This window comes from Sphingomonas sp. YR710 (assembly GCF_900101455.1).
Lineage (GTDB): Bacteria > Pseudomonadota > Alphaproteobacteria > Sphingomonadales > Sphingomonadaceae > Rhizorhabdus.
On the sequence record NZ_FMZJ01000006.1, the window covers coordinates 70969 to 95101 of the forward strand.

Below are 24133 nucleotides of genomic sequence, written 5' to 3' on the forward strand. Positions count from 1 at the left end.
CGCTAGAGCCGTACCCCCCCCGGTCGAGGACGTCGCCTGCCTCAGTCGATCTCCGCCTCGCGCTCCAGGCTCGTGAACATCGCCTGCCGCAGCATATAGTTGCGACGCAACACAGGATCGGCCACCAACGCATCCATGCGGCGCTCCTGATCCGATTTGCCGTCGCTCGATCCGCCCTCCATAGCCTGCTTGTTCTGAATCGTCTGCGCTTGGACAAACTCGCTCGCAACGGTTCGCCGCTGACGATCATAGCGCGCGAGCAGGGCTTCGGCGTCGCCACCGTCCAGCAGGATCTCGCGCAACTTTTCCGTGAGGTTCCAGGCATCGTGGATGCCCGAATTCATCCCGAATCCGCCCAGCGGATTGTTGAGATGGGCCGAATCGCCCGCCAGCAGCACGCGGCCGTGGTGGAAGCTCTTCGCGACGCGCTGGTGTACGCGGTACAGCGTGCGGTGATAGGTCCGCAATTCCTCCTGCACCCCCAGAAGCCCCGAAAAGACGCGGTCCTTATACGCGTCCGATAGCAGCCGCTCGTCCGGCTCATTTTCGGGAGTCGGCACCAGCACACGCCACAGGGTTGGTACGCGAAGCAGAACGCACCATTCCTCGGCATCGGCGATATAGTTCACCTGCGCGAGCCGCGTGAAATGCTCCTCGACCGGATAAGCCGTCGACAGGGTCAGAAACCGCTCAGGCCAGGTGAAACCTTCGAACTCCACCCCGGTCCATTTGCGGACCGTCGAATTGGCGCCGTCGGCCGCAATCAGATAATCGGCGCGATATGTCTCGATCGCAATCGGTCCTTCGACATTGACGGTGACGCCGTCGCCATCCTGCTCGTAACTCAACACCCGGCGGTTGAAGACCAACTGGCCGTGCGGATGCGAGTCCAGCTTTGTCGCTAGCATGCGGGCCAGCTTATATTGTTCGCACTGCAGCCGATATGGATGGTTGGTGACGTCGGCGATCTCGCCAAGATCCAGTTCGATGATACTGCCGCTGCGGCGATTGCGATATTGATAAAGGGGCGCCTTCAGTCCGTCGGCGATCAGCGCTTCGGCAATGCCGAGCTGCTCCATCATCTCCAGAGACGGTGGATGGAAGGTCGAGGCACGCATGTCCTCGGGGCAGTCCGGGGCTGCTTCCAACAGGATCGTGTCGATGCCCATTTCGGCCAGCCGATAGGCCGCGACCGCACCCACCGGGCCGGCCCCTGCAACGAGCACGCGTGTTCTGATTGTCATTTCGGCTCTCGAAAAAAATGAATGTGAATCGGCACTGGCGGTAGTCAGGCCGGCAGATCGATCAGCCGCATGATGACCTCCGCGGCGCCGATGCGGTGCTCGACAGCGGCCAGATATTCGGGCGATGACAGATAGGCGCGCGCGGCCTCCGCATCAGGATATCGACTTACGACCACGCGCTCGCCGATCACACCGGCGCCTTCGAAGACTTCGGTCACGGCGCCGCGGACAACCGCTTCGCCGCCGAACCGCTCGCTGAGACCGGCAATTCCCATGGAATAAAGAGCGAAGCGATCCGGATCGGTAATCCTTACCGTCGCGACGATATAGGCTGGCATAAAGGCGTCCCCTGGTCCCTGTTCGAAACCAACCTACCGCCCGCCAGCCGCCATGCGTCGCCTGTTGGTGAAAATGTCCACCTGTCGATAAAACCGGCCTTGGCCGCTGTCGGCGCCCGGTGAGGAGGCTAGAAACGCCCCACTTCAGTTCAATCAAAGGACTTTATAAAATGGTGGATTCACTCGGGCACAGGATGAAGTTCGCCGTGGTCGCGCCATCCACCAATACAAGCGTCCAGCCTGAATATGACGATATGCGCCCGCGCGGCGTGACCAACCATTTCTCGCGCATCGCCATCCCGGATACGAAAGTCACTGACGACGATAGCTTCATGGTGATGCTGCAATCGATCCGCGACGCGACGTTCGGTGCCGTCGACATCTCGATGTCGATGGATCCGGGCTGCGTAATCATGGGAATGTCGGCCGAAACCTTCTGGGACGGCGCCGAGGGGGCTGAACGGCTGCACAAGAAAATGCTGGAGCGGACCGGCGGCGTACCGGTTATCATGGGATCAACCGCAGTGGACGCCGCGATCCGCGCCTATGCCCGCAGCCAGGGCCCCATCCGCAAGATCGGCATCATCACGCCTTACATGCCGGTGGGTGACAACAACGTCCGCAAATTCTTCGAGGATCAAGGCTATGAAGTTGTCAACCTCATCGGCCTCAAATCTCCCTCCCCGATGATGATTGCGCACGAAAGCAAGCAGGTGCTGAAGCGTGCCGCGATCGAAGTGGCCGAAGATGTCGAGGCGATCATCCAATGCGGCACCAATCTGGCGTTTGCCGAGGTTGCGGCGATCGCCGAATTCTGGCTGGAGAAGCCCGTGATCGCAATCAACACCGCAACCTACTGGCATGCCCTGCGAACGATGGGCATCGCCGATCAGATGGATGGCTTCGGCCGCCTTCTGTCCGAATTTTGATCCGACTTAACCGGAGACGATGATGGAATATGATTATGTCCCGCTTCCCGCCCGCAAGCCGCTGATCTGGCCGAACGGTGCGCGCGTTGCGCTGATCCTCACCTTCAATCTGGAAACATGGGATCTGACGAAGGACACCGACAAACCCTATTATGCTGGCGGCCCCGCGATCCTGCCCGATATTCTCCCCGGCCATACCCCCGATTTTCCTAACTATACCTGGCGCGAATATGGCCAGCGCGTCGGCATCTGGCGACTCTTCGATCTGTTCGACGAGATGGGCGTCAAGGCGAGCTGCACGACCAACGCGGTGACGTTCGAGCGGCGCAAGGCGATGACCGACGCGGTACTGGTCCGCGGCTGGGAATTGCTGACCCATAATTGGGAACAGGGCGAGCTGCTGACCGATTTCGCCAGGGATCCGGCTAAGGAGCGCGAGATCGTGCTGCGCACGCTCGATCAATTTGAAAAATATACCGGCCGCAAGTCGAAAGGCTGGCTGTCCTCGTCGCTGCGCGGCACCCTACAAACCGCCGACATTCTCGCCGAGCAGGGTTGCACCTTCTACTGTGACATAATGAACGACGATCAACCCTATCTGCTGCGCACACCGCACGGGCCGATCGTATCGACCCCTTATTCAAACGAAATCAATGATTTCACCTTTATAACACGCAAGAATTTCACCACTGATCAGTTCCGCGACGCGCTGATCGAGGAGCTCGACGTCCTCTATGAGGAAGGTGGCAAGACCGGCCGGATCATGAATGTCGGCCTTCACCCGCACGTCTCGGGCCGCGCGCACCGCATCCGAGCGCTGCGCGAATTCATCGCGCATGCCAAGTCGCTGCCCGGCGTCTGGTGGGCGACGCGCGAGGAGATTGCCGACTGGTATCTCGAGAACCATGAGAGCCATATTCCAGGCCAGCTCGGATGACGGATCACGTCCGGCGAATGCGCGATGCTGTCGCGCCGGGCCCGGACGGGCGACGCACGCTCCGCTCTGTGCCTGGATGCTGGGACGGGCTGGGCGCGCTGCTGATCGAGCAGGCGGGCTTCGAGGTGGCTTTCCTCACCGGCGGAGGTCTCTCGATGGCGCGGCTCGGGCGGCCCGACATGGGTCTGGTGACGATGAGCGAGCTTGTCGACACGGTCGCGATGATTCGCGATCGCGTTGGCTTGTCGCTGATCGTTGATGGCGACACCGGCTTCGGCAATGCGCTCAACATGGTCCGCACAGTCCGATCGATCGAGCGTGCCGGAGCCAGTGCGATCCAGATCGAGGATCAGGGCTTTCCAAAACGCTGCGGCCATATGGCGGGCAAGACGGTGATCCCGGTCGCCGAAGCCGTCGGCAAACTGAAAGCCGCACTCGATAGCCGTCACGATATGCTAGTGATCGCCCGCACGGACGCGGTATCGGTCGAAGGTTACGATGCGGCGATCGACCGGGCAGAAGCGTATCTCGAAGCCGGCGCCGACATGATCTTCATCGAAGGACCGAAGACGATCGAGGACACGCGCACGATCGGCGCGCGCTTAGGCAGCCGGGTGCCGCTTGTCCATAATCTTGTCGAAGGTGGCGTGAGCGCGACCGAAAGCGGAGAAGAACTGGAGGCGATGGGCTTCGCGCTCGCGCTCCACCCGCTCCTTCTTCTTCATGGTTTTTCGGCGACCGCACCCGCTTTGCTGGCCCATTTGCGGGCCGAACGCTCAACCATCGCCCTTCACCCGGCTATCGCCAGCCTCGCCGACATGAATCGCATCACCGGCGCGGCCGATCTCATCGAACAGGGCAAGGGCTATGACTGATCTCAACGCCGATTATGCCGCTGCTGGGTTTGGTGGCCGCCTGGCTTTCGGTACGCGCCCCGCCTTGCTGATCGTCGATGTCGTAATGGCTTACCTCGATCGGGCCTCCCCGCTTTATGCCGGCGTAGAGCATGCGCTGGCATCCAACGAAAGGCTGGTCGATGCCGCCCGCGCTGCCGGCGTGCCGGTAATCTTCACCAATGTCGTCTATGAACCAGGTGGAATCGATGGCGGCCAGTTTTTCCGTAAGGTGCCCGCGCTGAAGGCGTTCGAACGCGGGTCGCCGCAGGGCGCGTTCCCGGTCACGCTCCAGCCGCTGTCTGGCGAGCTTGTGGTATCGAAACAATATCCATCCGCTTTCTTCGGCACGTCGCTGGCGTCGACCCTCCACGCCGCGGGCATCGACACGCTGCTGATCACCGGCTTTTCGACATCGGGTTGCGTTCGTGCCTCGGCGCTGGACGCGCTGTGCCATGGCTTTGCACCATTCGTCGTGCGCGAAGCTTGCGGAGACCGCGACGTACGGCCGCACGAGCAGAATTTGTTCGATATGGCGGCAAAGATGGCGGAGGTCGTCAGCGAAGGCGAGGCTGTCAATTTGATGCGAAGCACCCGCTGATAGCTCCTGGCAACAGTGTCACCCGCCCAATGCCGCCGCGACCGCGGCGATGATCCGGTCGCGTTCGCGATCGAGCCCCGCCTGCAGGGCCGGATCGGGCTGGAAGCGGTCGACTTCCGCCCGGATGTCGATTCCCCGCGTGGCTAACACCGCCTCGGTCACGATCTGACGATCGCGCAACACCCAGAGCTCACGGGCCAACGCCAGCACAGCCTTGGCGACGTCGTCGATCCGATCCGGGGTCAAGATCCGGCGGGGCGGGGTAATATCAGCCATGGGCTTGCTCCGGTTTGCGTCCATAGACGACATATGGATTGCCAGCCGGGGCGATTCCGCCCGCATGCACATCCACGAACCCGGCCGCCCGCGCGCCTTCGGCCAGATCGAGCTGGGCCGATGCGCGCCAGAACGGCTCCCCGCCCCATTTCGCCGCCCAGTCGAACCGCCATGCCACCAGCCTGTCGAGATCCGCATAACGCGGCACATCAACCATCAGCAGATCGCCGCCCGGTTCAAGCAAGCGAAACGCTTCCGCAAACCAGCGCGCGATGATCTGCGGCGGCAGTTCGTGGTGGATCGCATATGAGGTCACGAGATCGAAACTCTCATCAGGCAGTCCGCTATCCTCGCCGACGCCAACGCGCAATTGCCAGGCCTGACCCAGGGCATTGCCGACACGCCGCGCTTGTTCGAGCATGCGGATCGACGGATCGATGCCGACTATCATGGCCCGGGGAAACCGCTCCGAGAGCGCGACGGTATAATGGCCGCTCGACGTCCCGAATTCCAGGATCCGCGCATGATCGTGTCGTGGCAATTCGTCGAGCACGGTCCGTCGCTGGGCATAGATATCCCCCGGAAAGATTCGCGAGACATAACGTTTATGCACCAGTTCGCCATGCACGAAACCGCTGTACGGGCCCGCATCCCACCCTCCCGTAGTCCGGTGAAACCACACTTCGGACCAATATCTCGGGGGCACAAACTGCGGAAATTCTTCGATCGTGGTCGTGCCGTCGGCAAGGGCATCGAGCATCGGCGCAATATCGTCGCAAATTTCCTCGAAAGCGGCTTCGCATACCTGCCCATGTTGGCAGGCACTCCATTCGCCGAACAGCGCACGCGCCTGATAGACTAGGGCGCCCGCAAGCACATCATCGACGAAGGCATGACGGGCATCCATGTCTTGGGGCAATGTTTCGGCGAGAGCGCCTTTCGCCGCCAATATTCCTTCCACCGCCATGTGCATGCGGTTCGCGGCGCGCCTGACGCCAACTTCGAAATCGATGAGCGCCCGTCCACGCTGCCTGAGAAAGTGGTCCATCATCGATCCATGCCGAGCATGATGCCAGCCCCTGGACGCTTATAGCGCTCCCCCCTTCCAGCGAACCTGGAGTAACGGGATATCCGCAGGGCAGACAGATTTTTCCGATTGCACGAAAACGGGGAAGTCGCTTGCGCGGCCCCCCCGACGCCGGGCGCCCCAACAGCAAGCAGGCGGATATGACCTAGCCCGATGGCGACGAGAAATAGCGCCCGGCCCCCTCGGCCCCGGCCAGCCATTTCCGCCATTGGAAAAACCGGAAGATCGCGCAAAATCAACATTAGAGGTGCAAATCCGAGCGATGCAGAACTCCGATAGCATTCGCAAATCACACCGACGGTGCTACCGGTGTCGACAATACGACCGGGGAAAGCACTATGCTCGCCGACCCATTGGTCTATTGTCAACGGGAAGCGTAAACTAGGAGTCGGAACTGACCATGCGTGTAATCGATATCGATCCAAAGCTTCTTGATGCCTATGCGACGGCGTCGATCCATTCGAGCACCGAAGCTTGGACACACATGGAAGCGGAATATGCCGGCAACATCGACGGCCTGATGGAGACGCTCGTCCCCGAAGGCCCCTATGCCTACACCATCGTTCCGCAGGTCCATCCCGACGGCAGCGTCAAATCCCCGATCATCTCGACCTTCGACGAGATCCGCGAATGCTACAAGTTCGTGCGAGGGCGCAGCGACATGGTCAGCGCCGAGCCCTTGGTCGAACTCAATGGCGGCTGGTACAATTTTCAGGAAAATATCAGCCGCGGGCGCCCGAAAGGCGGCGACGTCATCAATGACAATGCCGTTATCGGCCTCTTCCCGGTCTCGACCGGCAAGGGGATCACCGGGGAACTGGTATGGGTCAAGACACCCCGTTCGAAACTGGGCACCGGGCCGGATCCCGTCGAGCCGCCGCTCGAAGGGGTTGCCGGTCGCCGCCAGCTTCTCAAGCTCCACAACCAGTATCTGGCTGCGCTGCGCGCGAACGATGTCGAAGCCGTTCTGGAAACGATGAACGATGGCGTTCAGGCGAACATCCGTGACTATGTAAACGACACGGGCACGCTTATCCCGATTCAGAGCAAGAGCGACTATCGCGATTACCTGACGGCATTCTTCGAAAAATTCGAGGTGCGCGCCGCCAACTTCCTCCACCGCGTGATGGAAGATTGGTATCTGTTCGCCGAAGTGCGGGTGTCGATGCTCGATCGCAAGAACAACACGCCCGTTGCGATCAACACCGTCGACTTCTTCATTCCTGCCAAGGATAACCGCTTCATCGTCCAGACGGGCCACGGCACCGACCTGGCCTGAAGACCCGACAAGGGTACTTCTTGCATCTATCGGGGCGTGCGGGCTCAGGCCTCCACGCCCTTATTTTTGGGGATCTCCCGAAAAACGCTTCCGCCAAATGGCGACCATTGCCCCGTGCCCAGGCTGCGCCGGACCTCGTAGCGCCGCCGCCCCGACAGGCCCAGCACCTTGATCTTGACCGGGATCAAAGATGTGCGCCCGGCAAGCGCCTAGGCCGATATCGACGCAGCATCCGTCGACGCGCAGCCTGCCTTGCAGAAACGGGCGGACGCCGGGTGCAGCTTTGCCGAGGAGGGGCTAACATGAATATCGAACGGAAGCTGCTAAAGGAGGGCACAGCCCCCACCGTCTCCTATCAGGAACTGCTGAAGACGGATGCACGTCCGTCGCCGGCGTTCTTCGCGCCGGTGGATTGCGATCTGGGCACGGCCCCGATTCCCGCGACCAATTATACCAGCCCCGATTTCTTCGCACGCGAGGTCGAAAAGGTCTGGATGAAGACCTGGCAGTTCGCCTGCCTGAGCGACGATATCCCCGACGTCGGCGACACCCATGTCTATGAACTTCTCGACCAGACCGTCCTTATCGTGCGGCAGCGAGACGGGACGATAAAGGCTTTCAAGAATGTCTGCCGCCATCGCGGGCGCACACTGGTCAATGCTTCCGGCTGCAAATCTGCCTTCCGCTGCGCCTATCACGGGCTGACCTGGGGCCTCGATGGCCAGTTGACCGAAAATCCCTTCGCCTGGGACTTTCCTCAGATCGCCGCAGATGAGATTCCGCTGCTGACGGTACGCTGCGAAACCTGGGCCGGGTTCATCTTCCTCAACTTCGATCAGGATGCGGCGCCGCTGCTGGAGGTGATCGCACCGATGCCCGAGCATTTCGCGCATTGGAAGATCGAAAATTGCTACAAGTCGGTCCATGTCGCCAAGGTCGCGCATGCCAATTGGAAGGTGTGTGCCGAGGCCTTTCTCGAGGCCCATCATGTGATCTGCACGCATCCGGAATATAATCTGTTTTCCGGTTATGATTCCTGCCAGACCGATGTCCTGTCAGATCATGTAACGCGCTTTCTCGCGCCGACGGGCATCACGCCGGGACCGTTTCTCGATCGTGGCATCGATGACAATCGGCGCGTCCAGCTCATGCTGGCAGCGGGCAACCGGGCGTTCGATCACTCGCAGCAGATCGCGCTTCCGGCCGGGATAAGCGCCCGCGCCTTCGCAGCGGAATCGGTCCGCCAGCTGGTCGGCGCGCGCACGGGATATGATCTCAGCGAGAATAGCGATGCCGACGTGCTCGACGGCATCGCCTATGACATCTTCCCCAACTTTCATCTCTGGGGCGGCTTCAAGGACAAGATATCCTATCGTTTTCGCCCGATCAGCCACGATCGGACGCTGATGGAAGTCTTCCTGTTCTCGCTGGCACCCAAGGACGGACCGAAACCGAAGCCGGCAAAGCTGAACATGCTGGGCGAAGATCAAAAATGGACCGACGCCCCCGAACTGGGTGCGCTCGCACCGGTCTATGATCAGGACTATTCCAATATGGAACCGCTCCAGCAGGGGCTTGAGGCGCTCGGCGATGAAGTCCTGCACTTCAGCAAATATCTCGAGATGCGCTGCCGGAACCTCCACCGCATGGTCGACCAATATCTTCAGAGATAGATGTCGGTCGAGCGGGAGGGGCTCTAAATTCGGATAAAGCCTTCATCGGCCATGCCCGCTTCGGCGGGCTCGTGGAGCAGATCGACGAAACGCCGCGCCGCAGATGACAATGTGGCGCGGTGAATCAGCCACAGCCCGCTCATCACCTCGGAATTTTCGAGCGGGCGAAATACGATGTTGGTGGGCTGCAAGGCCGCCAGCGATCGGGTGATCACCGTGATACCCATGCCGGCGGCGACCAGCCCCAGCAAGGTCGTCACGCCGGTGGCCTCCTGCACGCAATATGGAGTAAAGCCCGCTTGCGTGCACAGCCACACCAGATGCTCGTTGAAACCCACGCCGACATCGGGGTGGTACAATACGAACGGCTGTTCGCGCAGATCCTCGATCACCAGCGGACGCGTCAGGGCCGCCAGCGGGTTGTCGCGCCGCATAGCCACAAGCAACGGCTCGCGAAATAACAGGCTGACCTCGATTTCAGCCGGACAGGGCGGACGATCGAAATTGCGAATGAAGCCAATGTCGAGTTCCTCAGCGAGGATATCCCGGATCTGCTGGGTGCGGGACATTTCCGCGAGATTGAGCCGCACCGCCGGATAGGTTTCGCGAAACGCCGCCAGCGCGTCGGCCACGAATGTCGTGAACGGCACCGACGGCACGAAGCCGATCGAAAGTTCACCAAGTTCGCCATGGCGCGCGCGGCGGGCGACATCGATCGCATGCGTCGCCTGCGCCAATGTCTTGCGCGCCTCGATCAGGAACAGGGCACCCGCCTCGGTCAGGCTCACCCGCCGGCTTGTGCGTTCGAGCAGGTCGACCCCCAGTTCCGCCTCGAGCGCCCTGATCTGCTGGCTGAGCGGCGGTTGCGACATGCCAAGCCGTTCGGCAGCCCGGCCGAAATGCAGTTCTTCCGCCACGCGGACGAAATATCGCAGATGACGCAACTCCATCAATCAGGTCGTACAACATATCAATTCATGGGCAATCGATATTAGACGGGCGTCGGTCGATTGGTGCAGTGCATCATTCGTGCCCGCTGGCGGATAAGCGGCCATGCGCCGTGCCCGATCCATTTTCGTCGGGCGGTGATCGGAGATCGAATGCATGAACAACCTCGTCAGAATCGCTCTGCAGCGGCCACTGACGTTCATTGTCATGGCGATCCTCATCTTCATCGGCGGCCTGCTCGCGGCCCTGCGCACCCCCGTCGACATCTTTCCCGAGATCCGGATTCCGGTGGTCGCGGTCGCCTGGCAATATACCGGCCTGCCGCCGGATGAGATGTCCGGGCGCATCATCTCGCCCTATGAGCGCGTGCTGACGACCACGGTCAACAATATCGAGCATATCGAAAGCCAGTCGCTGCCCGGCATCGGCATCGTCAAAATCTTCTTCCAGCCGGGCGCCGACATCCGCATCGCATCCGCGCAGGTCACATCGATATCGCAGACCGTGCTCAAGCAGCTGCCGCCGGGCGCGACGCCGCCGCTGATCCTGAACTACAGCGCGTCGACCGTGCCGATCATCCAGCTCGCCGTTTCGGGCAAGGGGCTGAACGAGCAGCAGACGTTCGATCTTGCGCAGAACCAGATCCGTCCGCAGCTGATCACGGTGCCCGGCGCCGCTTTGCCCTTTCCTTCGGGCGGCAAGCAACGGCAGATCCAGGTCGATATCAATCCGCAGTCGCTTCAGGCCGAAGGCCTGGCGCCGCAGGATATCGGCAACGCGCTGGCGGCGCAGAACCAGATCAACCCGGCCGGCTTCGCCAAAATCGGATCGCGCCAATATAGCGTCAAGCTGAACAACGCGCCGTCATCGGTGGATGCGCTGAACGACCTTCCCGTGAAGGTAGTGAACGGCGCCACCATCTATATGCGCGACGTCGCCCATGTCCGCGACGGCAGCGCGCCTCAGACCAATATCGTTCATGTCGATGGTCGCCGATCGGTGCTGATGACCGTGCTGAAGAACGGCGCCACCTCCACCCTCGCGATCGTGCAGAGCGTCAAGGACAAGTTGCCCAGGATCAAGGAGGGCCTGCCGTCCAGCCTGACGATCATTCCCGTCGGCGATCAGTCGATCTTCGTTAAGGCCGCCGTGTCGGGCGTCATCCGCGAAGGCGCGATCGCGGCATTGCTCACCTCACTGATGATCCTGTTGTTTCTCGGATCCTGGCGATCGACGACGATCATCGCGATATCGATCCCGCTGGCGGTGTTCGCCGCGATCGCCGCGCTCGCCGCATTCGGACAGACGTTGAACGTCATGACCTTGGGCGGGCTCGCGCTCGCGGTCGGCATTCTCGTCGACGACGCGACCGTGACGATCGAGAATATCAACTGGCACCTCGAGCAGGGCAAGAGCGTGATACAGGCGATCCTCGACGGCGCCGCGCAAATCGTGACGCCGGCCTTCGTTTCGCTGCTGTGCATCTGCATCGTGTTCGTGCCGATGTTCTTCCTGCCCGGCGTCGCCGGCTTCCTGTTCGTGCCGATGGCCTTGTCGGTGGTGTTCGCGATGATCGCGTCGTTCATTCTGTCGCGCACTCTGGTGCCGACGATGGCTATGTACCTGCTGCGTCCGCACACCGGCCACGACCATCATGACGCGTCGCCTCCAAATCGCTTCGTTCGTTTCCAGCGTGGATTCGAAACGCGCTTCGAGCGGGTCCGGCTCGTTTATGCCGATCTTCTCCGGCGCGCGTTGGGCAGGCGCAAACCGTTCATGATCTGCTTTCTGGCCGTCATTCTGCTGTCCTTCCTGCTGACGCCCTTCCTCGGGCGCAATTTCTTCCCGTCGGTCGATTCCGGGCAGATCGCGCTGCATGTGCGGGGACCGATCGGCTCGCGGATCGAATCGACATCGATCCTGATGCAGAATGTCCAGGACAGAATTCGCGCGCTGCTGCCGCCGGGCGAAATCACCACGATGGTCGATAATATGGGCCTGCCGACCAGCGGCATCAACACGGTCTATTCCAATTCCGGCACGGTCGGCCCTCAGGATGGCGACATATTGATCCAGCTCGACAAGCATCACAGGCCGACGGCCGATCATATCGCGATGCTGCGCCGCGAATTGCCGCGCGCCTTCCCCGTGGCGACCTTTTCCTTCCTGCCGGCCGACATTACCAGCCAGATCCTGAATTTCGGATCGCCGGCGCCGATCGACATCCAGATCACCGGCCGGAAGATGGCCGACAACGCCGCCTTCGCAGCGAAGGTGCTGCGCCGGATCCGCGCTATCCCGGGCGTCGCCGACGCGCGCATGCAGCAGTCGGCCCGCTATCCGCAGATCAACGTCGATGTCGATCGCTCGCGCATCGGCCAGTACAACCTTTCCGAACGCGACGTCACCAACAGCATCGCGACGACTTTGGCCGGCACCGCGCAGACCGCCCCCGTCTTCTTCCTGAGCCCCGAAAACGGCGTATCCTATCCCGTGGTCGGTCAGACGCCCGAATATCAGATCGGATCGCTCAGCGATCTTGCCAACATCCCCGTGGCGGGCGCCACCGGGCAGAATCAGGTGCTGGGCGGCATCAGCACGATCAGCCGTTCGACTTCGCCGACGGTGGTCAGCCATTATAACCTGGCGCCGCTGATCGATATCTATGCAGCCCCGCAGGGCCGCGATCTGGGCGCCGTGTCCGCCGCGATCGCGTCCGCGCTCAAGGAACTGGAGAAGGATCGCCCCAAAGGCGTGTCGGTCGATATGCGCGGCCAATATTCGACGATGAACACCGCATTTTCGGGGCTGGGCTTCGGCCTCGTCGGTGCGATCGTGCTGATATATCTGCTGATCGTCGTGAATTTCCAGAGCTGGCTCGATCCGTTCGTGATCATCACCGCTTTGCCGGCCGCGCTGGCGGGAATCGTCTGGACCCTGTTCGCCACCGGCACGACGCTGTCGGTGCCGGCGTTGACCGGCGCGATCATGTGCATGGGCGTGGCGACCGCCAATTCGATCCTCGTCGTCAGCTTTGCACGGGAGCGGCTGGATGTGCTCGGCGATCCGGTCGCTGCAGCGCTCGAAGCCGGTATCGTCCGCTTCCGCCCGGTGCTGATGACCGCGCTCGCGATGATCATCGGCATGTTGCCGATGGCGCTCAGCATGGGCGAAGGCGGCGAGCAGAATGCGCCGCTAGGCCGCGCGGTGATCGGCGGCCTTATCTTCGCGACGATCGCCACCTTGATGTTCGTCCCCGTCGTCTTCAGCTTCGTCCATGCGAAGCGGACCAAAACCCTGTCTGCCCCGGAACTGGAACCAGCCCTTGTCTGACGCCCCCTCCCCCCGCCACCTCGCCCGCTACGGGATCGGTGCCGGCATATTGGCGCTGATCGTCGTCGTCACCGGTATCGCCACCCGCGTCAGCGCCGATCACAGCCTGAAAGCGGCCGCAGCGGAAAATGCGGTGCCCGCCGTCACCCTGGCGAAACTCCAGCAGTCCGACGGAAGCCAGAATCTTGTGCTGCCAGGCACCTTGCAGGCCTTCAACAGCGCGGCGCTCTATGCGCGCACCAACGGCTATGTCCGCCGCTGGCTGGCCGATATCGGCGATCATGTCAGCGCGGGCCAGACGCTGGCGATCATCGACGCGCCCGAAATCGACCTGCAGCTTGCCCAGGCGCGCGCCGATTATCAGACCGCGGCCGCCAATCAGGCGCTCGCGCGGACAACCGCGGTCCGCTGGGATGCCCTGCTGGCCAAGGATGCGGTGTCGAAGCAGGAAGCCGACGAAAAGCGGGGCGATCTGGCCGCCAAGTCCGCGCTCGCACAGGGGCAGGCCGCCAACGTCCGACGGCTGGGCACCTTGCAGGGCTTTACCCGGATCGAAGCGCCGTTCGCCGGCACCGTCACCAGCCGCTCCGCACAGATCGGCGCGCTGATCGTCGCCGGCAATGCCGCGTCGCAGCCGTTGTTCACCGTGTCGGACGTTCACCGGATCCGCATCTATGTGCGCGTGCCGCAGAACTATTCGGCGCAGGTCCATGCCGGCATGCACGCGAAACTGCAGGTTCCCGAATATCCGGGCCGCGATTTCGATGCGGTGTTGACCCGCGCCGCCGGCGCAGTCGACGTCGCATCGGGCACGATGCTGATCGAACTCCAGGCCGATAATAAAGATCGCCTGCTCAAGCCGGGCGGCTATGCGCAGGTCAGCTTTCCGCTGAAGGCGGCCGGCATCGTCGAACTGCCATCGAGCGCGCTGGTGACGCAGGACAAGGGGATGGCCGTCGCCATCGTCGGCGCCGGCAACCACATCCACCTGCAGCCGATCACGATCGCCCGCGATAACGGCGCCACTGTCGAGATCGCGACAGGGCTGACTGGCCAGGAGCGCATCGTCGATTCCCCGCCCGACGCGATCGCCGAGGGTGACGAAGTGCGCGTCGAAACGGCCCCGGCTGCGGCCCCCGCAAAGGGATGACGATGCGCCATGCCTTTGCCCTGTCGGCGTGCCTGGCCGTGCTTGCCAGCTGCTCGATGGCGCCGTCATACCGCCCGCCGGCAACGCCGACCGCCATGTCGTACAAGGAAATGGCCGGCTGGACGATGGCCGCCCCGCTCGACGCGGCACCGCGCGGCGCGTGGTGGCAGGATTTCGGCGATACGACCCTCGACGGGCTCGAGGCGCGCGCCGAGGCGGCGAGCCCGACGATCGGTGCCGCCGTCGCCCGTTATGATCAGGCCGCGGCGCTCGCCCGCCGCACCGGCGCAGCCTTATATCCGACGGTGACGGCGGGGGCCGACATCAACCGCGAGCGTTTCTCGAAAGAACGCCCGCTCGCGCGCGGCAATGGCGGCACCTTCACCGATCGGACGGTCGAAGGCGCGATCGGCTGGGAGATCGATCTGTGGGGCCGGCTGCGTAACGCCGCGCGGGCCGACCGCGCCGATGCCCGCGCGAGCCAGGCCGATCTGGCTTCAGCCCGGCTGAGTCTGCACGCGACCATCGCCGACAATTATTTCGCCTTGCGCGGGCTCGATGCCGAGGCCGATCTGCTGCGCCAGACGATCGATGCCTATGCGCGCGCCGCCGATCTGACCAATGTCCGGCATGAAGGCGGCATCGCATCCGGCCTCGACATCAACCGCGCCCATGCGCAACTCTCCGACGCGAAGGCGCGCCTGTCCGAAGTGCTGCTCGAACGTGCCGCCACCGAACATGCGATAGCGGTTCTGGTTGGGGAAACGCCGTCAAGCTTCACGATCGCCCCTGCCACGCCGGCCTTCGCGATCCCGATGGTGCCGGTCGGCGCACCCGCCGAACTGCTCCAGCGCCGGCCGGACATTGCCGCCGCCGAACGGCGAATGGCGGCGGAAAATGCGCGGATCGGCGTTGCCCGGGCGGCATGGTTCCCGGCGCTGACCCTGGGGGCATCGGGCGGTTATGATACGACCGCGGGGGCGCTGCTGACGGCGCCGGCGAGTTTTTGGGCGCTGGGGCCGCTGGCCGTCGCCACCACCCTGTTCGATGGCGGCCGCCGCAGCGCCGACGTTCGCCGTGTGCGTGCCGCGTTCGACGAAGCCGCCGCCGATTATCGCCAGACCGTGCTCACGGCAGTTCGCGATGTCGAGGATGGCGTCGCCGCCGCCCGCCACCTTACCGATGCCGAACGCGACCAGAACGATGCCGCCGCCGCCGCCGCCCGCACCGGCGATCTCGCGCTGACCCGCTATCGCGACGGGGCATCCGACTATCTCGAAGTCGTGGTCGCGCAAACCGCGGCACTGACCGCGGAACGCACCGCGCTCGATCTTCATACCCGCCGCCTTCAGGCGACGGTCTCGATCATCCGCGCGCTGGGCGGCGGCTTCGATGCCGCCAGCCTGCGAACCGCTGGCCAGGCGCCGGCCGTGCAAAAACCCGGCGGTTGACGCTCTTCGGTTGCGGTTCGCTCGAGCGCCCGCCATTCTGGCGCGGGATTGTTTACGGGGTCGCGGGATGACGGATCGGCATGGCAGCCACGGACCGGATCATGGGCTCGAGCGCCTGATCTTTTTCTCCGATGCGGTCTTTGCGATCGCAATCACCTTATTGATCATCGAAGTCCATGTACCGGAGTTGGAGGGTTCGGCGACAGATGCGCAGTGGATCGCGGCGCTTTTCCATCTGTTCCCCAGCTTCTCCGCTTTTGCTTTAAGCTTCATCGTGATCGGCGCGATCTGGACGTCGCATCATGCTACGCTGTCGATGTTATCGCAATTTGATCGCAGCCTGATCTGGCCGAACATGCTGATGCTGATGGCGATCGCCTTCCTGCCCTTTTCCACGGCCTTGCTCAGCCGCGGATCGCTGTCGATAGTGCCTTACGTCTTCTATTCGGCATCCCTGCTCATCGCAGCCTTGCTCAAGACCCGGCTGACGCTCGTCGCCCTGCGCCCCGAACTGATCAGCTCCGGCGTGCCGCAGCAAGCTGTTGTCGTTGAACGCCGTCTCGCCTGGGTCATGCCCATAGTCAGCGCCGCGGCGGTAATCCTGAGCGCCTTCGTTGCGCAATGGGGCATGCTGGCTCTGCTCGGAATACCCATCGCGCGTCGGCTGCCTTTCTTTAGGCGACCAGATTTCTGAGGCGAGACAGCGCCCGGGACGATGCCGCCGCCGCACGCACCGGCGATCTCGCGCTGACGCGCTATCGCGACGGGGCATCCGATTATCTCGAAGTCGTGATCGCGCAAACCGCGGCGCTGACCGCGGAACGCACCGCGCTCGATCTTCATACCCGCCGGCTGCAGGCGACTGTGTCGATCATCCGCGCGCTGGGCGGCGGGCTTCGACGCCGCCAGCATCCGCTCGGCCAGCACGAAGGCGCCACCGGCGGGTTAGATGGACCGGCGCGTTTTTTTGCGCGTCTTCCCCTCGTCGTTACGCGGTCCAAGCCGCCTTTCTTCCATCGTCATCCCCGCGAAAGCGGGGACCCATGGATAGTGGGACCGACCGATTCCAGCGTGCCTTGATCGTGGGCTCCCGCTTTCGCGAGAATGACGATGGAGGGGGGAGGCCATGGATTGCAGCTACCTCGACATTCACCCCCCGCTGGGAGACAGTAAGGAATGTCAGCAGCGCCATCGCCATCCCCGATCCGCATCCGCCCGGCCAACCCGGCCGATGCCGGCGCGCTTCTCAAACTCGCCGAACAGGCCGGCCCCGGCCTCACCAACCTGCCTCCCGATCGCGATGCCCTCTCCGCCCGCATCGCGCGCAGCGACGCCCTGCTGCACCAGCAGGCCGAAGGCGGCGCGATCATGCTCGTGCTCGAAATGGCGGGCGAGGTGCGCGGATGCGGGATGATCTTTCCGCGGATCGGCGTCGAATGGCCGTTTTACAGCTACCGGATCAGCCATACCACCCAGCGATCGAGCATCGATCGGCGCATGTTGCGCTTTCCCGTTCTCACGCTCACCAACGATCTGGAGGATTGCGCCGAGGTGGGCGGGCTCGTCATCGATCCGGCGCTGCGCCAGGGCGGCCATGGCCGGGCGATCGCGCGCAGCCGCTATCTGTTCATCGCCCAGCATCGTCCGCGCTTCGGTGTCCGCCTGATCGCCGATCTGCGCGGCTATCTGCAGGATGGCCGCTCGGCCTTCTGGGATGCGGTCGGCGGGCGCTTCTATGCGATGGATTTCGATGAGGCGGACCGGATCAACGGCACCACCGGCAACCAGTTCATCGCCGATCTGGGCCCACGCAATCCGATCTACGTCAACATGCTCTCGCCCGAGGCACAGGCCGCGATCGGCCGCGTCCATGATGACGGGCGCGGCGCGCAGGCGCTGCTGATCGAGGAAGGGTTTCGCGACGAAGGCTATGTCGACATTTTCGATGCCGGCCCGACGATGATCGCGCCGATCGACGGGCTGAAGGCGGTGGCGCAGGCCGGCACCGCGATCGTCTCCGCGATTGCCGACGGAGCATTGCACGGCACCGGCGAGGCGCTGATCGCCACCGGCCTTGATGCCGATTTCCGGGCGACGCGCGGCGCCATCGGCGTCGACGAGAATGGTGTGACCTTGAGCCGCGCGACCGCCGACATGATCGGCGTCGATGTCGGCGACGTCGTTACCCACACAGCCTTCTGAACGGAATCCGCGATGGCGACGATCGAGATCAATTTCGACGGGCTGATCGGCCCGATGCACAATTATGCCGGCCTCTCGCCCGGCAACATCGCCAGCGCCAGCAATGCCGGCGCGATTTCCCGCCCGCGTGAGGCCGCGCTGCAGGGCCTCGCCAAGATGAAGCGACTGATGGATCGCGGGCTGGTGCAGGGTTTTTTCCCGCCGCTGCGCCGGCCCGGGGTCGCGGCGCTCCGGATGCTCGGCTTCACCGGCGACGATCATGCGGTGCTGGCGCGCGCGGCCGCGGAAGATGCCGTGCTGTTCAACAATATCTGTTCTGCATCGTCGATGTGGGCGGCCAACGCCGCCACCGTGATAGCCGGCGCCGACAGCGGCGACGGCCGCGTCCACCTGATCGCCGCCAATCTCGCCTCGATGCTCCATCGCAGCTTCGAAGCACCCGAAACCTTCGCGATGCTGCGCCGCATTTTCCGCGACGATCGCCATTTCGCGGTGCATCCGGCGCTGCCCGCCACCCCGCATTTCAGCGACGAGGGCGCCGCCAACCATATGCGGCTGACGACGGCGCATGGGACACGCGGCACCAACGTCTTCGTCCATGGCGCATCGCGCGGCAGCCGCTTTCCCGAACGGCAGGCCCGCCGCGCCGGAGAGGCGGTCGCCCGGCTGGCGGGCACGAACGGGCTGCACGTCCTCCAGTCGCAGGCCGCGATCGAGGCCGGCGCCTTCCACAATGATGTGGTCGCTGTCGCCAACGAGCAGGTGCTGCTCGCCCACGCCGATGCCTTCGCGGACCGCGACGCGCTGATGGCCGCGCTCGACCGGGCGGTTCCCGGCTTCATTCCCATCGAAATCGACACGATCGGCCTCGACGAGGCGATCCGATCCTATCTGTTCAATTCGCAGCTGATCACCCTGCCCGAAGGCGGCATGGCGCTGATCCTGCCCGCCGAGGTCCAGGCCGAACCGCGCGTCTGGGCGGCGGTGCAGGCGATTGTCGCCGGCAATAATCCGGTGAACGAGGCGATCGTCGTCGACGTCCGCGAAAGCATGCGCAACGGCGGCGGCCCGGCCTGCCTCAGGTTGCGCGTGCCCGTCGACGCCGCCGCGCGCGCCGCGATCGATCCGCGCTTCCTGCTCGACGAGCGGCGCTGGTCGGCGCTGTGGCGGCTTGTCGAGGCGCACTGGCCCGAGGCCATCGACGCGCGCCACCTCGCCGATCCGGCGCTCTGGGCCGAGGTGACGGCGGCGCATGACGCGCTCGATCGCTTTCTGACGGAGGGGGATTGAGGCCAAAGCCGCTAAGGACAACTCTTCTCCCCTCCCCTTCAGGGGAGGGGCCGGGGGTGGGGCTTCTCCTCCGCGCTACCAGCGCCGCCCGCCGCGCCACCGGCGTCCCCAACCGCCGCCGCCGCCCAGCAGCCTCGCGACGAGCAGCAGCACGATCGCACCGATCGTGGCGTTGACGATCGCACCGACCAATCCCGTTCCCAGATGAATGCCCAGCCGCGGCAACAGCCAGCTTCCGATAAAGGCGCCCAATATCCCGCACAGGATGTCGCCAACCATCCCGAACCCCGCCCCTCGCACGATCTGCCCCGCCAACCAGCCGGCGACGAGGCCGACGAACACTATGACCAACAGGCTTTCGCTCGACATATGCATGGCATCACCCTGGCATTTCGGTCAGGAATCGCCTGATCTCGCTTTAACACGTTGGTCCACAACGGCTTGGTATCACGGGAGTTCCGGGCAGAGGGATGGCGTTCAATTGGTACGCCTCAGGAGGGAAGCTCTGCCGAAACGCGTGTTTTCGGGAGCAGGGACGATCGACGGCTTCGCGCCCCGTTTCGGCCGTTCCGGTCCAGCACAGCCAATCCTGTAATCTGTCGTCTATTCAGGCATTCACCGGAACAGTTCGCAATGCCGGACCGGGCGATGCTGCGCTATTCGGAGATTGAAGTCTTCGGGGGACTTCGGTCTTCGAACGGGCTAGCGGCGGGGTCAGGAGCAAACGTCAGCTCAATCAGATCGTCGTCCTGGTCGATGCCGCCGGGAACGATCCTGGCGCCCTGGATTGTATGCCCGCGTGCAAGCTGATGTTCGAACGCGCTGGTGAGGCCGATCATGTTGTTGCGCAGGCGATCGCCGTCGATGCGGCCTGCCAGGAATTCGTGAAGTGCCCGTGACGAGAAGGTGAACGTCATCTTATGGTCCGCCATGTTGGAAGTCAGTCTGCTACCCAGATGCCACCCATGGGATTTCTCGCCGAACAGGCGCTGCTCGTGCAGGTGTTCTAGCTGCCAGCCGTCGAAGCGTGGCTTCGGAAGTTGCTCGGCAAGTGCGTTCAGTCCATCTAGGGGCAGGATCAGACCGTTCCGCGAGAACGCGGTCACCTTCCAGTAGCGCTGATCATCACCCCACGAGTTCATTTCCCGTCGCGGGGAGAAGACGCAGACGAAGTCGAGTCCGCCGTCTGGCTTGTCCAGATGCCGTTGGATTATCTGCTGCCCGGATGCGCTTCGGCTGAGCCGGTCGATGCTCGTTATAGCCTTGAGCGTCGCGCTTCCGATGTCCGCGAGAAGAACCCCCTTGAGGCCGGCGAAGTTCGGTGATCGCAACTGCTTCGCCTTCTCCCGCAACGCGGCCGCGATGTAGTTGTCGTCGGCATCGAAGATCTCGTTCACCGTCGAAGATCGGTGATTGAAAATGCTGTGCGTTCCCGGCTTCCATGTCACCCTGACGGCCATCTCGCCGTCCACGATGTCGACGTTCGCGCCTTCCTCGGGCGATGAACAGACGAACTGAGCGAGCGTTCTCAGCGCGGCTTCGCCCAGCACGTGGTCCGGCGGAGCGTATATCGAACGGTGGAGCTTCGGATTCTGATAGTCCCTGCGCTCGTAGAAGAAGAAGCGCAAATTCTTGCCCGCTCCTTTGCGCGCCTTGTTCGCAGCTTCGACGAGCTTCGCGCTGATCGTCCGCATGCCTACTACGCCGGGGATTACCCTGTCGGACACGGCCTTCACGTCGAACACTGTGTCGTGCCCGGGGAACAAAGCTGTCGAGATCCCTTCCGGCAGGCGGCCTTCCGGCGAATACCAAACCGGCTCGGATTCAAATCCGCCGAGGCGGCTAGTCGCCCATACTAGCGCAAGCTCGGCCTCGGCGGGAAGCGCGTTCTCGAAGCGCTTGTCGTTGAGGCGTCCGATGAACTGCGAAGGAGCGGCGATGCCGATCAGATCGTCGAGCATCGTCTGGATGCGGCGGCGGGTGAAGATCGGCATTGCGGCGGGGTCGGGGCTCCAAGTTGTCACCTTTGCGGCTTGCCTATAGCCTGCTGAATCAAGATGGCGATTACAAAAGACAACCACTTCGTTCCGCAATGGCATCAGAGGGGCTTCCTCGAACCCGGTCGCTCGACGTTGGCGTATCTTGATCTGGACCCTACGACCAAGAGGCTCGCCGACGGCCGGGTGATCCAAGAGCGCTCGCTGTTCGACGCGCCCACGAAACGCTGCTTCTTCCGGACCGACCTGTATTCGACCTTCTTCGGCACGGCGGTGAACGACGAGATCGAGCGCAAGCTGTTCGGTGACATCGACGCGCGCGGCTCTGAGGCGGTGAAAGCCTTTGCCGGGACCGACGTGGCCGCCAGACACGAGCATTTCGGGGCGTTCTTCGAATACATCGACATCCAGAAGCTGCGCACCCCGAAGGGCTTGGCGTGGCTAAGCGCACAGTATCCGACACTCCACCAGAACGAACTTATGATGGAGATGCAGGGCATCCGCATGCTCCACACGACGATCTGGACCGAGTCCGTCCGCGAGATCGTGTCGGCTGAGAATGCTGGCGTGAAATTCATCGTTACCGACCATCCGGTTACAATCTACAACCACGCCCTGCCGCCAGAGGCGCGGCAGTGCGCCTATCCCCACGATCCGGGGATCGCGCTGAGGGCGTCGCAGACGCTTTTTCCGCTGAGCCGGGACTACTGCCTAATCCTGACGAACCTCGAATATGCGCAGAACCCGTCAGAACCACCGCTGGAGAAGCGGACGTTCGCCCGCAATTTCCGCCAGTCGATAGTACGCACTGACAGGATCATCCGGACCCGCAAGCTCGACGATATCGAAGTCTCGACGATCAACAGGGTGCTGAAGGCGCGCGCGCAGCGCCACATTGCCGCTGGCAGGCGAGAATGGCTCCACCCGGAAAAGGTGGCGACCGGTTCGTGGTTCGACCTCGCCACGACGTTGCTCCCGCCACAAGACGAGCTCTGGAACTTCGGCGGCGAGACGTTCGTGGGATACGAGGACGGCAGCGTCCACTACCAGGACGCCTTCGGTCGGACCGAGAGGGAGCGGGAGGTCCTGAAGAAGGTGCCTCCGAAAGAGTTGGCGCCGGCAGCACCCTGCGGCTGCGGTTCAGGACATCCCTACCGCTTATGCTGCCGGTCAAGACCGTCGGCTCTGAGGCCCAGCTGGACCGAAAAGAGCATCCGCGAGCGCAATCTGGTGCTCGACCGGGGCATCAGGTCGATTCTGGGCATTGACCGAGGCAAGGACTGGGTCGCGGTCAGGCGGGAGCTGACCGAGGAGCAGATCAAGGAGGTTTACTTCCTCTATGAGGCGCTCTGGCCGCTGGAGACCGATTTGCTGTCGCTCCTACCCAAGCCGGACGGCAGGCCGCGAGCAGTCTACGCTGGCTCGCTCCATCCGGTTTCGATCGTCGAGTTCGTGATGGGCGCGTCGCTCTACTTCGGTGAGCTGATCGTCCAGAGCCCATTCCTGCACTCCGGCACGATCGCAGAGAAGTTCAGACCGACCGAGCACCCCGGCAGCTACCACCTCGAGTTTCTGAAGTCGGTGGCGTTCTTGCTCAACGTCATACCGCTGGTCGACGCCGGCCGGATCAACCTCATCCCCGACCCGTGGATCTTCGACTACCACCTTCGCCAGGAGACCATCGCGATGGCCGAGGCGCGCGCCCGAGCGCTCAACATCAGTCTCGACGACGAGCCGCGGCTAAAGGAACTGGCTCGGCTCGACTTCCTGCGCGACGTACTAATGTGGCCCCGGGAGGCTCAAGAGGCCCGGCTCCGCAAAAACTTCCCGCATCTAGACCAGACAGGGTTCACCGAGCTGTGGCGGGGGCTGGAAGAGATGAAGGAGAAGGACTCGCTGACCGCTCTGCAGGAAGGGATCTTCGACGGCGGGCAGAATCGGGGCCAGATGCGGATGATGCAGATGGGTCCAAACTTCGAGATGGCCATGTATCTCGCGCAAGCAACCGGGGCCGCCATCGTCACGGACAGCGCCTTCCGCTGGCAGGAAATCTTGCGCGCGGCTCGGCCGCGCGTCGGTGCCCCGCCGGCACGGTTCCACGGGCTGGCCGGTAGGATCGCAGACGCGACCTTCCTGTTCCCAGACGATCCGGACCGCATCATCCGACTGGCGCGAGATGGAACGCTCGATGCCTACCCGCAGCTGTTGGGGAACATGTTCGGCTATCTGGCGTCCGTCGGCGATCGAGGCCCTAAGCCAAATTTCGAGGAGGGCCTAGCCGGCCGCTTTACGCGTGAGCATGCGCCGGCTCAGGCGGCGCTCCGAAAGCGCGGCGAGCCGGGGAACGAGGGCAGGATGTCTTGCGTGTTCGCGCCCACCGGCATCCAAGATAATACGATCAACCGGCTGCTGCTGATGTCGAGCTCCGAGCACCATCTGCCGATGGTGCCCATGGCCTTCTACATCCAACGGCACGATCCGTGATTTTAAGGCAGCATCGGGCGG

Annotated in this window: 22 protein-coding genes; 14 read left to right on the forward strand and 8 right to left on the reverse strand. The window is 63.2% G+C overall.

Features of this window, described 5'->3' with window-relative positions:
- Positions 1-41: 41 nt before the first annotated feature.
- Positions 42-1244 (reverse strand): FAD-dependent oxidoreductase, encoded by a 1203-nt coding sequence (locus BLS13_RS08865; protein WP_093451461.1) that lies wholly within the window; start codon positions 1242-1244, stop codon positions 42-44.
- A 44-nt stretch (positions 1245-1288) separates the two neighbouring features.
- Positions 1289-1582, reverse strand: a complete 294-nt coding sequence (locus BLS13_RS08870; protein WP_093451463.1) for a DUF1330 domain-containing protein — start codon at positions 1580-1582, stop codon at positions 1289-1291.
- 170 nt (positions 1583-1752) lie between these two features.
- Here BLS13_RS08870 and BLS13_RS08875 point away from each other — a divergent pair, with 170 nt between their 5' ends.
- From BLS13_RS08875 to BLS13_RS08890, 4 genes are read left to right on the forward strand one after another with little or no spacing between them, the layout of a single operon-like run.
- On the forward strand, positions 1753-2511 hold the full coding sequence (locus tag BLS13_RS08875; protein ID WP_093451464.1) for a maleate cis-trans isomerase family protein: 759 nt from the start codon (positions 1753-1755) through the stop codon (positions 2509-2511).
- 22 nt (positions 2512-2533) lie between these two features.
- The gene (locus BLS13_RS08880; RefSeq protein WP_093451466.1) at positions 2534-3448 is read left to right on the forward strand and encodes a polysaccharide deacetylase family protein; all 915 of its coding nucleotides are present in this window, start codon (positions 2534-2536) and stop codon (positions 3446-3448) included.
- A complete protein-coding gene (locus BLS13_RS08885) occupies positions 3445-4323 on the forward strand; it encodes an isocitrate lyase/PEP mutase family protein (RefSeq protein WP_218123256.1) in 879 nt (292 codons plus the stop codon). The genes BLS13_RS08880 and BLS13_RS08885 overlap by 4 nt, the downstream gene beginning before the upstream one ends.
- On the forward strand, positions 4316-4942 hold the full coding sequence (locus tag BLS13_RS08890) for an isochorismatase family protein (RefSeq protein WP_093451467.1): 627 nt from the start codon (positions 4316-4318) through the stop codon (positions 4940-4942). The genes BLS13_RS08885 and BLS13_RS08890 overlap by 8 nt, the downstream gene beginning before the upstream one ends.
- An 18-nt stretch (positions 4943-4960) precedes the next feature.
- Here the strand turns inward: BLS13_RS08890 and BLS13_RS08895 are convergent, their stop codons facing one another.
- Positions 4961-5218, reverse strand: coding sequence for a hypothetical protein (locus BLS13_RS08895; RefSeq protein ID WP_093451469.1), 258 nt, complete (start codon positions 5216-5218; stop codon positions 4961-4963).
- On the reverse strand, positions 5211-6266 hold the full coding sequence (locus BLS13_RS08900; protein WP_176943509.1) for a class I SAM-dependent methyltransferase: 1056 nt from the start codon (positions 6264-6266) through the stop codon (positions 5211-5213). Before BLS13_RS08900 ends, BLS13_RS08895 begins: the two co-directional genes overlap by 8 nt.
- Before the next feature lie 439 nt (positions 6267-6705).
- On the opposite strand from BLS13_RS08900, the gene BLS13_RS08905 reads away from it, so the two are divergent.
- On the forward strand, positions 6706-7584 hold the full coding sequence (locus BLS13_RS08905) for a nuclear transport factor 2 family protein (RefSeq protein ID WP_093451472.1): 879 nt from the start codon (positions 6706-6708) through the stop codon (positions 7582-7584).
- 44 nt (positions 7585-7628) lie between these two features.
- On the opposite strand, the gene BLS13_RS20660 is transcribed toward BLS13_RS08905, so the two are convergent.
- A complete protein-coding gene (locus BLS13_RS20660) occupies positions 7629-7772 on the reverse strand; it encodes a hypothetical protein (protein ID WP_176943510.1) in 144 nt (47 codons plus the stop codon).
- Positions 7773-7886: 114 nt separating this feature from the next.
- On the opposite strand from BLS13_RS20660, the gene BLS13_RS08910 reads away from it, so the two are divergent.
- Entirely contained in the window at positions 7887-9257 is a 1371-nt protein-coding gene (locus BLS13_RS08910; protein ID WP_093451473.1) for an aromatic ring-hydroxylating oxygenase subunit alpha, read from the forward strand.
- A 23-nt stretch (positions 9258-9280) separates the two neighbouring features.
- Here the strand turns inward: BLS13_RS08910 and BLS13_RS08915 are convergent, their stop codons facing one another.
- Positions 9281-10207 carry a LysR family transcriptional regulator gene (locus BLS13_RS08915; RefSeq protein WP_093451475.1) on the reverse strand — a complete coding sequence of 309 codons (927 nt, stop codon included), beginning with the start codon at positions 10205-10207 and terminating at the stop codon, positions 9281-9283.
- Positions 10208-10361: 154 nt separating this feature from the next.
- Between BLS13_RS08915 and BLS13_RS08920 the strand changes: the two genes are divergently transcribed.
- The 7 genes from BLS13_RS08920 to BLS13_RS08950 all read left to right on the forward strand — a co-directional run bounded on the left by BLS13_RS08920 (position 10362) and on the right by BLS13_RS08950 (position 19631).
- Positions 10362-13538 (forward strand): efflux RND transporter permease subunit, encoded by a 3177-nt coding sequence (locus BLS13_RS08920; protein WP_093451476.1) that lies wholly within the window; start codon positions 10362-10364, stop codon positions 13536-13538.
- Complete coding sequence (locus BLS13_RS08925) at positions 13483-14688, forward strand: efflux RND transporter periplasmic adaptor subunit (protein WP_093451478.1); 1206 nt, start codon at positions 13483-13485, stop codon at positions 14686-14688. The genes BLS13_RS08920 and BLS13_RS08925 overlap by 56 nt, the downstream gene beginning before the upstream one ends.
- A 2-nt stretch (positions 14689-14690) precedes the next feature.
- Positions 14691-16139 carry an efflux transporter outer membrane subunit gene (locus BLS13_RS08930; RefSeq protein WP_256325778.1) on the forward strand — a complete coding sequence of 483 codons (1449 nt, stop codon included), beginning with the start codon at positions 14691-14693 and terminating at the stop codon, positions 16137-16139.
- A 67-nt stretch (positions 16140-16206) separates the two neighbouring features.
- Positions 16207-16833 (forward strand): TMEM175 family protein, encoded by a 627-nt coding sequence (locus BLS13_RS08935; RefSeq protein WP_176943511.1) that lies wholly within the window; start codon positions 16207-16209, stop codon positions 16831-16833.
- A gap of 95 nt (positions 16834-16928) precedes the next feature.
- Positions 16929-17219 carry a hypothetical protein gene (locus BLS13_RS21205; protein ID WP_093451482.1) on the forward strand — a complete coding sequence of 97 codons (291 nt, stop codon included), beginning with the start codon at positions 16929-16931 and terminating at the stop codon, positions 17217-17219.
- A gap of 96 nt (positions 17220-17315) precedes the next feature.
- Positions 17316-18341, forward strand: a complete 1026-nt coding sequence (locus tag BLS13_RS08945) for an arginine N-succinyltransferase (protein ID WP_093451484.1) — start codon at positions 17316-17318, stop codon at positions 18339-18341.
- Positions 18342-18353: 12 nt separating this feature from the next.
- The gene (locus BLS13_RS08950; RefSeq protein WP_093451486.1) at positions 18354-19631 is read left to right on the forward strand and encodes an N-succinylarginine dihydrolase; all 1278 of its coding nucleotides are present in this window, start codon (positions 18354-18356) and stop codon (positions 19629-19631) included.
- Between the two features lie 75 nt (positions 19632-19706).
- Here BLS13_RS08950 and BLS13_RS08955 read toward each other — a convergent pair whose 3' ends face one another.
- Both BLS13_RS08955 and BLS13_RS08960 read right to left on the reverse strand, forming a co-directional pair.
- Positions 19707-20006, reverse strand: a complete 300-nt coding sequence (locus BLS13_RS08955; protein WP_093451487.1) for a GlsB/YeaQ/YmgE family stress response membrane protein — start codon at positions 20004-20006, stop codon at positions 19707-19709.
- A 281-nt stretch (positions 20007-20287) separates the two neighbouring features.
- Entirely contained in the window at positions 20288-21730 is a 1443-nt protein-coding gene (locus tag BLS13_RS08960) for a hypothetical protein (protein WP_143011918.1), read from the reverse strand.
- Between BLS13_RS08960 and BLS13_RS08965 the strand changes: the two genes are divergently transcribed.
- A complete protein-coding gene (locus BLS13_RS08965) occupies positions 21689-24112 on the forward strand; it encodes a DUF4238 domain-containing protein (RefSeq protein ID WP_093451490.1) in 2424 nt (807 codons plus the stop codon). The two genes, BLS13_RS08960 and BLS13_RS08965, sit on opposite strands and share 42 nt — an antisense overlap.
- Positions 24113-24133 lie beyond the last annotated feature (21 nt).

Bases quoted from the DNA above. Each gene is read 5' to 3' on its own strand.
- BLS13_RS08960 (WP_143011918.1), bottom strand. From the start codon at position 21,730: ATGCCATTGCGGAACGAAGTGGTTGTCTTTTGTAATCGCCATCTTGAT.
- BLS13_RS08905 (WP_093451472.1), top strand. From the start codon at position 6,706: ATGCGTGTAATCGATATCGATCCAAAGCTTCTTGATGCCTATGCGACG.
- BLS13_RS08945 (WP_093451484.1), top strand. From the start codon at position 17,316: ATGTCAGCAGCGCCATCGCCATCCCCGATCCGCATCCGCCCGGCCAAC.
- BLS13_RS08920 (WP_093451476.1), top strand. From the start codon at position 10,362: ATGAACAACCTCGTCAGAATCGCTCTGCAGCGGCCACTGACGTTCATT.
- BLS13_RS08875 (WP_093451464.1), top strand. From the start codon at position 1,753: ATGGTGGATTCACTCGGGCACAGGATGAAGTTCGCCGTGGTCGCGCCA.
- BLS13_RS08910 (WP_093451473.1), top strand. From the start codon at position 7,887: ATGAATATCGAACGGAAGCTGCTAAAGGAGGGCACAGCCCCCACCGTC.
- BLS13_RS08885 (WP_218123256.1), top strand. From the start codon at position 3,445: ATGACGGATCACGTCCGGCGAATGCGCGATGCTGTCGCGCCGGGCCCG.
- BLS13_RS08895 (WP_093451469.1), bottom strand. From the start codon at position 5,218: ATGGCTGATATTACCCCGCCCCGCCGGATCTTGACCCCGGATCGGATC.
- BLS13_RS08930 (WP_256325778.1), top strand. From the start codon at position 14,691: ATGCGCCATGCCTTTGCCCTGTCGGCGTGCCTGGCCGTGCTTGCCAGC.
- BLS13_RS08915 (WP_093451475.1), bottom strand. From the start codon at position 10,207: ATGGAGTTGCGTCATCTGCGATATTTCGTCCGCGTGGCGGAAGAACTG.
- BLS13_RS08880 (WP_093451466.1), top strand. From the start codon at position 2,534: ATGGAATATGATTATGTCCCGCTTCCCGCCCGCAAGCCGCTGATCTGG.
- BLS13_RS08965 (WP_093451490.1), top strand. From the start codon at position 21,689: ATGGCGATTACAAAAGACAACCACTTCGTTCCGCAATGGCATCAGAGG.
- BLS13_RS08925 (WP_093451478.1), top strand. From the start codon at position 13,483: ATGCGAAGCGGACCAAAACCCTGTCTGCCCCGGAACTGGAACCAGCCC.
- BLS13_RS08950 (WP_093451486.1), top strand. From the start codon at position 18,354: ATGGCGACGATCGAGATCAATTTCGACGGGCTGATCGGCCCGATGCAC.
- BLS13_RS08935 (WP_176943511.1), top strand. From the start codon at position 16,207: ATGACGGATCGGCATGGCAGCCACGGACCGGATCATGGGCTCGAGCGC.
- BLS13_RS08955 (WP_093451487.1), bottom strand. From the start codon at position 20,006: ATGCATATGTCGAGCGAAAGCCTGTTGGTCATAGTGTTCGTCGGCCTC.
- BLS13_RS08900 (WP_176943509.1), bottom strand. From the start codon at position 6,266: ATGGACCACTTTCTCAGGCAGCGTGGACGGGCGCTCATCGATTTCGAA.
- BLS13_RS08865 (WP_093451461.1), bottom strand. From the start codon at position 1,244: ATGACAATCAGAACACGCGTGCTCGTTGCAGGGGCCGGCCCGGTGGGT.
- BLS13_RS08890 (WP_093451467.1), top strand. From the start codon at position 4,316: ATGACTGATCTCAACGCCGATTATGCCGCTGCTGGGTTTGGTGGCCGC.
- BLS13_RS08870 (WP_093451463.1), bottom strand. From the start codon at position 1,582: ATGCCAGCCTATATCGTCGCGACGGTAAGGATTACCGATCCGGATCGC.